This window comes from Streptomyces sp. SID5785 (assembly GCF_009870065.1).
Classification (GTDB): domain Bacteria; phylum Actinomycetota; class Actinomycetes; order Streptomycetales; family Streptomycetaceae; genus Streptomyces.
Window position 1 is genome coordinate 1 of sequence record NZ_WWIA01000153.1, and the last position, 1,751, is coordinate 1,751.

Annotated in this window: 2 protein-coding genes; both read left to right on the forward strand. The window is 76.2% G+C overall.

Annotated elements, in window-relative coordinates; all coding sequences use genetic code 11:
* The coding region (locus tag GTW43_RS04785; protein WP_202501046.1) for a VOC family protein at nucleotides 1-473 on the forward strand (473 nt) is incomplete at its 5' end.
* Between the two features lie 191 nt (nucleotides 474-664).
* Nucleotides 665-1,751, forward strand: a 1,087-nt coding sequence (locus GTW43_RS04790) for a serine/threonine-protein kinase (RefSeq protein ID WP_161300361.1), incomplete at its 3' end; no start/stop codon positions are given.

Below are 1,751 nucleotides of genomic sequence, written 5' to 3' on the forward strand. Positions count from 1 at the left end.
GGATCGCCGCAGGACCGCTGCCCGGCGGGACCCAGGCCACCGTCGCCCTCGCCGCCGGTCCCGAGGGCGCCCCCTTCGGCCTCCGGCAGGCCGGCAGCCACCGCGGCTTCGAGCGCACCGGCACCCCCGGCACCTTCCACCACGCCGAACTCCACACCCCCGACCCCGCCCTCAGCGACCCCTTCTACGAGCGGGTCTTCGGCTACACCGTGCGCGACCCGGCGCCCGGCCTGCGGACCTGGCGCCCGCCCGCGGGGCACCGCCGCACCGAGCTGGCCCGCCGCCCCGTCCCCGCACCGCCCGCCCGGCTGCTCCCGCACTTCGCCTGCGCCGACACCGCCGCCCTGTGCGCCGAGGCCGTCCGGCTCGGCGGCCGGGTGCAGGGCGGCCCGCACCCCTCCCCGTACGGGCCGCTCGCGGTGCTCGCCGACGACCAGGGTGCCGTCTTCGCGGTGTGCGCGCCGGGCGCGTGAGAGACGTTCCGCCGCGCTCCGGGTGCCTGACTCGTCCCGCATCCTCCCGTGACACCCCGATGTGCCCCCGGGTTCGCCACCGGCGCCCCGGACAGGAAGAATCGGGGTGCGTGCCGCCGTAGCGCTTCGGTGGTGAGACGCTGGCGGGGGTCGTGGAGTGCGAAGGCCCCGTACGGGGAGGTGGCAGGCAAGTGGTGGATCAGCTGACGCAGCATGATCCGAGGCGGATCGGTCCGTTCGAGGTCCTGGGACGGCTCGGCGCGGGCGGCATGGGTCTGGTCTATCTGGCACGGTCGGCCTCGGGCCGGCGCGTGGCGATCAAGACGGTGCGGACCGAGCTCGCCGAGGACCAGCTGTTCCGGGTGCGCTTCACGCGCGAGGTCGAGGCGGCCCGGGCGGTGTCCGGCTTCTACACGGCCGCCGTCGTCGACGCCGACCCGCGCGCGGCCGTGCCCTGGCTCGCCACCGCCTACGTCCCGGCACCCTCCCTCGAGGAGATAGTGAACGAGTGCGGGCCGCTGCCCGCCCAGGCGGTGCGCTGGCTCGCCGCCGGCGTCGCCGAGGCGCTGCAGTCCATCCACGGCGCGGGCCTCGTCCACCGCGACCTCAAGCCGTCGAACGTGCTGGTCGTCGAGGACGGCCCGCGCGTCATCGACTTCGGCATCGCCTCGGGCGTCTCGAACACCCGGCTCACCATGACCAACGTGGCCGTCGGCACCCCCGCCTACATGTCACCGGAGCAGGCGAAGGACTCGCGCAGCGTCACCGGCGCCTCCGACGTCTTCTCGCTCGGCTCCACCCTCGTCTTCGCGGCCACCGGGCACGCCCCCTTCCACGGCGCCAACCCGGTCGAGACCGTGTTCATGCTGCTGCGCGAGGGCCCCGACCTGGAGGGGCTGCCCGACGAGCTGCGGCCCCTCATCGAGTCCTGCATGCAGATGGAGGCGACGCTGCGGCCCTCGCCCGCCGACCTCCAGGCCCAGCTCGCCCCGCACCTCTTCGGCTCGGGCAGCGACGACTCCGGCACCGCGTCGGCCTGGCTGCCGGAACGGTCCGTCGCTCTGATCGAGTCCCGCCGCGGCGGCCGCATCCCGGTCAAGCGCCCCACCGGCCGCACCCCGGGCCGCGGCGCCGCCATGCCCGCGATGCCCTCCCAGCCGCCCGCGCCGCCCGCCACCGACGGCTGGCGTCCCGGGCCGTCCGCCTCCCCGGTGCCCGTCGGCTCCGGCGTCACCGCGGACGGTCCCGTCCACCTGGCCGGCGCGCAGGTGCCGATCG